We start from the raw sequence: 6808 nt of genomic DNA on the forward strand, positions 1-6808 counted from the left end.
GCGGCCCGACGACGGCGATGCGCCGGGGCAGGTCGACGGCGCCCCCCATCGGCAGCGTGCCGTCGACGTTGCGGAGCAGCACCAGGGACCGCCGGGCGAGGTCCAGGTTCACGGCCGCGTGCGCCGCGGAGCCGATCAGGCTCGTCGCGCGCTCCGCGTCGGGCCGGCGCGGGTCCTCGAACAGGCCGAGGTCGAACTTCAGCGTCAGGATGCGGGCCACCGCACGGTCGAGGTCCGCCTCCGCGAGCAGCCCGGCCTCGATGGCCTCCTGGGCGCCCTCGAAGAACTGCGGGGTGGTCATCACCATGTCGTTCCCGGCCCGCACGGCCGCCGCGGCGGCATGGGCGTGGTCGGGCTGGATCTTCTGCTCCCAGACCATCCGGCCCACGTTGTCCCAGTCGGTGATCAGCGTGCCGGTGTAGCCCCACTCGCCGCGCAGCACGTCGTTCAGGAGCCAGTCGTTGATCGTGATCGGCACGCCGTCCATGGACTGGTAGCCCAGCATGAAGGTGGCGCAGCCCTCCTTGGCGACCCGCTCGAACGGGGGCAGGAACCAGGAACGCAGCTTGCGGCGGGAGATGTCCGCCTCGGACGCGTCACGCCCGCCCTGGGTCTCGGAGTACCCGGCGAAGTGCTTGGCGGTGGCCAGGATCGCCGTCGGGTCCGCGAGCCCGGAGCCCTGGTAGCCGCGCACCATCGCCGAGGCGAGCTCGCCGATGAGGTACGGGTCCTCGCCGAACGTCTCGTCCACCCGGCCCCAGCGCAGGTCGCGGGCGATGCAGAGCACCGGGCTGAAGGTCCAGTGCACGCCGGTCGCGGCCGCCTCGACGGCGGTGACCCGGGCGGCCTGCTCGATCAGGTCCGGGTCCCAGGACGACGCCATGCCGAGCTGGGTCGGGAAGATCGTCGCCCCCTCGAAGAACGAGTGCCCATGGATGCAGTCCTCGCCCACCAGGAGCGGGATGCGCAGCCGGGTCTGCTCCACCAGGTCGTGGGCCAGCTTCAGCCGGCTCGGCGAGGTGTGCAGGATCGACCCCACGTGCTTGCGCAGGATGTCGCCCTCGTAGTCGCCCCGGGCGTCGAGCTGGAGCATCTGCCCGACCTTCTCGGGAACCGTCATCCGGGCCAGCAGGTCGGCGACCCGCTCCGGGACGGGGAGGCTCGGGTCGAGGTAGGCAGGGGCGGTGGCGACCGCGCCGTCGTCCGCGGGCTGGATGGTGGTGTTCACGGGGAGGAGCGTACCCACAAACTTACAGGGCGGTAAGTGTTTGTCCGGACGGCGGACACTCGTGCCGCGCGGCCCCGCCAGGGCATGCTGTACCCATGCCGAAGACCCTGCCCACTGGCCCCACCGTGATCACCGACGACAGCGAGGTGCGCTTTGTCGCCGGGGCCGACCAGTTCGCCCTCAAGCTCAAGGACGGGCACCTGCACGTGCGCGCCATCGACACCGGCGGCGACGAGGCCCAGCTCGTCGTGATCCCGACGTCGCGCAGCACCCTCAACCTGGAGATCAAGCGCCCGGGCGCCCACGGCCCCGTGGCCGTGGAGGGGCCGACGCTGCGCTGAGCACCCCCACCCCCGGGGGGCGCAGACCGGTCGAAGACCGGAACGTCCGACATCATCGAAATCGTTACGACACACGCCCGACACAGCAACGGCTCCCAGGCCTGTCAGCCTCTGCAGCGACTGTTCCACCCCTCCGTCATCGCTGCGGAACCACTGGGAGATCGTTGTGAGAGCAAGAAGACTGGTCGTCGCGGCCACCGCCGCCGCGCTCGTCGTGGGCGCCCTGCCCACGGCCGCAGCCGTGGGCTCCGCGCCGCCGGCCGTGGCCACCATGCCTGAGGCGCCGCCGTCGGTTCCGGACGTCCCGGACACCGACGTCGTCCTCGTCACCGGTGACCGGGTCACCACCAGCACCGCCGACGACGGCACGCCGACCGTCGGGTTCGAGGCCGCGCCGCGGCCCGACGGTCGCCCGGTCAGCTACGCCGCCTTCGGCGACGCGGCGGGCCACTACTTCGTCGTCCCGTCGGACGTCGCCGACCTGGTGCCGGCGGGCCTGGACCTCCGGCTCTTCGACGTCACCGCCCTGGAGGCGGCGCAGGACGCGACACAGGACGATGGCGCGAACGCCGCCCTGCCGGTGATCGTGCAGACCACCACCGCCCGCGCGGCCCGGTCGACGGCGCCGGCCTGGGAGGCGCTCGACGTCGACGTCGACCGGACCCTGGAGTCGATCGACGCGGTCGCGGGCGACGTCCCGGCGGAGGGCGCCCGCCCGCTCGTGGACGCCGTCGAGGACGGCCGGACCGTGAGCAAGGTGTGGCTGGACGCCCCGCTGGAGGTGTCGGACGCCGACTCCACGCCCCAGATCGGCGCGACCGACGCCTGGGACCTCGGCATCGACGGCACCGGCGTGACCGTCGCGGTCCTGGACTCCGGCATAGACACCACCCACCCCGACCTGGACCAGGGCATCGTGGCCCTCGAACGGGACTTCACCGGCTCCGGCAGCACGCACGACGCCCTCGGCCACGGCACGCACGTCGCATCGATCATCGCGGGCAGCGGTGAGGCGTCCGACGGCGAGAACCGCGGCGTCGCGCCCGGCGCCCGGCTGCTGAACGGCCGCGTCCTGAACGACGAGGGCGAGGGCGACGAGTCCTGGGCCATCGACGCCATGGAGTGGGCGGCCTCGAACGGCGCGGACGTCATCAACATGAGCCTCGGCGTGCGGGGCGGGTACACCGACGGCACCGACCCCGCGGCCCTCGCCGTCGACTCGGTGTCGGAACGCTACGACACGCTCGTCACCATCGCGGCCGGCAACGAGGGCAACTGGGGCACCCCGTTCACGGTCACCACGCCCGGTACCGCGGACAGCGCCCTGACGGTCGGCGCGGTGACGGACTCCGACGACATCGCGTACTTCTCCTCGATGGGTCCGCGGTTCGGCGACCACGCGATCAAGCCCGACATCGCAGCGCCCGGCGACGGGATCGTCGCCGCCCGCGCCGCAGAGACCACCCCCGACGTGCCGGTCGGCGACCACTACGCCGCCATGTCCGGCACGTCGATGGCCACCCCGCACGTGGCCGGGGCGGCCGCGCTGCTCAAGCAGGCCCGGCCGGAGCTTGACGGCGAGGCCCTCAAGTCGGTGCTGATGGGCTCGGCCCAGCCGGCGGGGAACTCGGTGTTCGCCGAGGGCGCGGGCCGCGCGTGGGTGCCCGGGGCGATCAGGGAGGCGGTCTACGCGACGCCGGCCTCGCTCTCCTTCGGGCTGTTCGACTCGCCCCGTGCCGAGCAGACGCCGCGCACGCAGACCGTCACGTACACGAACGACTCCGGCACGGCCGTCGAGGTGGACCTCGCCCTCTCGGTCAACGCGGCCGACGGCGTGCCCGTCCCCGCGGGTGTGGCGTCCCTGTCCACGGACACCCTGACGATCCCCGCCCACGGCTCGGCGTCCGCGGACGTGACGATCGACCCGCGCTCGGACGAGCCCGACGTGTTCGCCGGCGTGCTGCGCGCGACCGGGGCCGGGTTCCCCGCCGTGCGAACCGTGCTGGCGTTCCAGAGCGACCCGGACATGTACACGCTGCGTATCGAGGCGAGCCGCCTCGGCGGCCGGCCCGCCGGCAACCCGGACGCGGGCTGGGTCCACGGGATCGACGACCCGAACGTGAACCAGTGGTTCCAGTTCACCGACGGCGTCGCCGAGGTGCGCCTGCCCGCCGGCCGCTACGCGGTCCAGGGCCAGCTCTTCGACGCGGTGTCGCCGTCGGCGGCCTACTTCGACGGCGTGGTCAGCTTCACGCGCGACGCCGACCTGACGTCCGGCGACGCCACCCTGACGCTGGACGGCAGCGCGGCGGTCCCGGTGCGCATGGAGACGCCCAAGAAGGTGGCGCCCCGCGCCCTGGCCTCGGACCTGGTCCGCGACCTGCCGGGCCGGAGCGGACCGGTGACCACGGGGACCTCGTTCAGCACCGGCGACTACACCGGCGGCATGGAGCTGACCGCCTACGTGCTGCGCGACGGCGGCCCGCTCGCGGGCGGGACCACCGTGACGTCGCGGTACCTGCTGGACCAGCCCTTGCTCGACGTCGCCGCCGTGGGCCGGGGTACATCGCTCGACGTGTCGCGCGAGCTGGGCAACGCGGTCCGGTCCCCGCGGTACGAGGGCCGGATGTCGGCACGGCTGGTGGACGCCGGGACGGGCACCCCCGAGGAGCTGGCCGCCGTGCACGCGGATGGCGCCGTCGTGCTGGTCGAGGACACCGGCGACCTCACGCTGAACCCGCAGTCGCAGGCCGCGGCGGACGCGGGCGCCGTGGCGGTGATCGTGTACGGGTCCACGCCGGGCCCGTTCTACCACCAGGTGGACAACCGGACGATCAACACCATGAACGACCAGGCCGTGCCCACGCTGACGCTGAAGCGCGACCTCGGTCTCCAGCTCGTCGAGGCCGCCCGCCGCGGCGCGACGCTGCGAGGCACGGGCCGCGCGACGCCGTCCTACCAGTACGCGCTGGGCTACAGCGAGCAGGGGCGGACGATCCCCCGATCGCTCACCTACCGGCCCTCGGCCAGGGACCTCGCGGCGGTCGAGACCGAGCTGCGGTCGTTCAAGCCGTTCGCGGCGGGGCTCCGGAACGCCGAGCGGCTCACCATCACCAGCGGCAGCACGATGAGCGGCTGGCAGCAGTCCTGGACCACGGGCGCGGTGAGCGGGCGGACGGTCTACTACTCGACCGAGCCCGGCGTGCGGTTCCAGCGCGGCTCCACCGCCGCCCAGGGCCTGAACGCCTGGCCGGCGTGGATCGACGGTGAGCCGGTGACCTACGCGCCCGGGAAGCAGCCGAAGGAGACCTACAACGCCCAGGTGCACCACGGCGGACTCTGGGCGTCCCCGGCCGGCCCACGGGACGCCGCGGTCTACCGCGACGGCAGCACCCTCGGGATCGACCTGCCCTACCGGGTCGACGGCGAGGGCCACGCCCAGGAGTGGGGTCCGGACGAGGCCTCCACGGGCCGGCTCCGGGTCTGGCAGGGCGACGACCTGCTGACGGATGACGCGTTCGGCACGTACGCGACGCAGGACGTCGGCACCGGCAAGGAGCGGTTCCGCATCCGGCTCGACACGCACCGCGACACGCCCTGGTGGCCGCTGTCGACGGACGTGACGACCGAGTGGGGCTTCGTCTCGGGCGGCAGCAGGGCCCCGGAGGTGCTGCCGCTGCTCCAGCTCGACTACGGCGTGCAGGGCCTGGACGCGTACAACACGGCGAGCCGGCGCTCCACGGAGCTGGACCTCCAGGTCTCGCACCAGGACGGCGCCGCCGGGGCAGCACCCGTCACGAGCCTCAAGCTGTGGTCGTCCACGGACGGCGGTGAGCACTGGACGCCGGTGCGCGTGCGCCGGGCGGCCGGGCAGGGCGCGTACTCCGCCACGGTCACGGCGCCGCCGGGATCGACGACGGTGTCGCTGCGCTCCGAGGCGCGGGACGCGGCGGGGGCGACCTTCTCCGAGACGGTGATCGACGCGTTCGCGGTGAACGCCCGCCACTGAGGTGAACGCCCGCCACTGAGCGGTCCGGCCCGGTAGGGCACGAAGGCCCCCGCCCTGCGGCGGGGGCCTTGCTGCCGGACGGGTCAGGTGCGGGTCACCGGGTGCCCCCCGACCAGAAGTCCGGGGCGATCTTCTCTGTGGCGTCGGCCGGCAGCGTCCAGCCCTTCCCGACGAGCCGGGCCCGTTCCTCGAACGTGACGGCGACGTCGTCCGGGTCGGCGGGTACCGGGACCCGGTCGTCGGAGCTCACCGTGGCCTCGACCCGCCAGTCCCTACCGTCCCAGCGCAGGGTGCTGGTCCGCTGCGTCCACCGGATGTCGACGTCGGAGGCGTCCTGTGCCCCGCCGGCGCCGCGCAGACACGGCGCCCAGGTGGAGACGACCACCCAGAAGGGCACCTGCGCGGCGTCGGAGCTCCCCACCGAGGCCACCTTGTAGGCGCCGAACTCGTAGGCGCACCCGGTGAGCGCGTCTGCCCCCAGCCGGTCCTGCGCCTCCGCGGCCGCCTGGTCGGTCAGGCCGCTCGCGGCGTGCCCCTCGTCGGTGAAGATCCGCTCGGCGATCTGCGCTCGCTCCTGCGACGTCCGGAACAGCGCCGCGTCGGCCGCGTTGCCGTAGGTCATCATGGCCGAGACCGCGCCGTCGACGCTCTGCGGAAAGCCGACGGGGACGTCGGCGACGTCCCCGGTCGCACCGGCGCCTTCCGCGGCCTCGCCCACGGGCAGGGCCGTCGCGACGTCCGTGGGTTCGAACATCGGGTCGAGCTCGTCCCCTCCGCGGAGGCCCAGCACGCCCACGACCGCGGCGAGCAGCACGGCCCCGACCAGCCCGCCGATGATCCGGTTCCCCAGGCGCCGGTCGCGCCGCACCTGAGGATCGCCCTCGGGCAACCCGACCTCGTCCGCGGCGGCGCGCTCCGGGTGCCGCGCCGTGTCCTCTTCGTGTGCAACCGGCATCGAGCTCCCCCTCGTCGAGACCTGGTGGACCGTAGGTTCGTGAGCAGGGCTCAGAATCGGCAGGGACAGCATAATCCCTGATCAGAGGGCTGCTGGCCGCACCACCGCGCCCGACGACGCCGCCTGCTGGATCGCGCACAGCAGCCGCACGGTCTCCACGGCGTCGTCGACGCCGACGGGCGCCGGCGTCGACGTCTCCAGCGCCTCGACGATCCCCGTCCACTGGGCCAGGTGTCCCGCGTGCCCGATCGCGAGCGGCTCGGCCGCGCCGCTCG

The 6808-nt window shown here is 73.6% G+C and carries 4 protein-coding genes and 1 pseudogene; 2 read left to right on the forward strand and 3 right to left on the reverse strand.

Annotated features, from left to right (window positions below; translation table 11 throughout):
• On the reverse strand, positions 1 to 1228 hold a 1228-nt coding region (locus PROKR_RS18960; RefSeq protein ID WP_281171734.1), incomplete at its 3' end, for a glycoside hydrolase family 3 protein.
• A gap of 95 nt (positions 1229 to 1323) precedes the next feature.
• On the opposite strand from PROKR_RS18960, the gene PROKR_RS18965 reads away from it, so the two are divergent.
• Together PROKR_RS18965 and PROKR_RS18970 are read left to right on the forward strand one after the other, a co-directional pair.
• Positions 1324 to 1569 carry a hypothetical protein gene (locus PROKR_RS18965; protein WP_036965739.1) on the forward strand — a complete coding sequence of 82 codons (246 nt, stop codon included), beginning with the start codon at positions 1324 to 1326 and terminating at the stop codon, positions 1567 to 1569.
• A 166-nt stretch (positions 1570 to 1735) separates the two neighbouring features.
• Positions 1736 to 5578 carry a S8 family peptidase gene (locus PROKR_RS18970; RefSeq protein WP_157602259.1) on the forward strand — a complete coding sequence of 1281 codons (3843 nt, stop codon included), beginning with the start codon at positions 1736 to 1738 and terminating at the stop codon, positions 5576 to 5578.
• Between the two features lie 94 nt (positions 5579 to 5672).
• On the opposite strand, the gene PROKR_RS18975 is transcribed toward PROKR_RS18970, so the two are convergent.
• Entirely contained in the window at positions 5673 to 6533 is an 861-nt protein-coding gene (locus PROKR_RS18975; protein WP_036965744.1) for a hypothetical protein, read from the reverse strand.
• An 81-nt stretch (positions 6534 to 6614) separates the two neighbouring features.
• A pseudogene (locus PROKR_RS31690) lies at positions 6615 to 6808 on the reverse strand (Gfo/Idh/MocA family protein); the annotation flags it as partial.

The sequence above is a fragment of the Promicromonospora kroppenstedtii DSM 19349 genome (genome assembly GCF_000515355.1).
GTDB lineage: Bacteria > Actinomycetota > Actinomycetes > Actinomycetales > Cellulomonadaceae > Promicromonospora > Promicromonospora kroppenstedtii.

Excerpts from the sequence above, each read along its gene's own strand:
- PROKR_RS18965 (WP_036965739.1), top strand. The coding sequence starts at position 1,324 with ATGCCGAAGACCCTGCCCACTGGCCCCACCGTGATCACCGACGACAGC.
- PROKR_RS18975 (WP_036965744.1), bottom strand. The coding sequence starts at position 6,533 with ATGCCGGTTGCACACGAAGAGGACACGGCGCGGCACCCGGAGCGCGCC.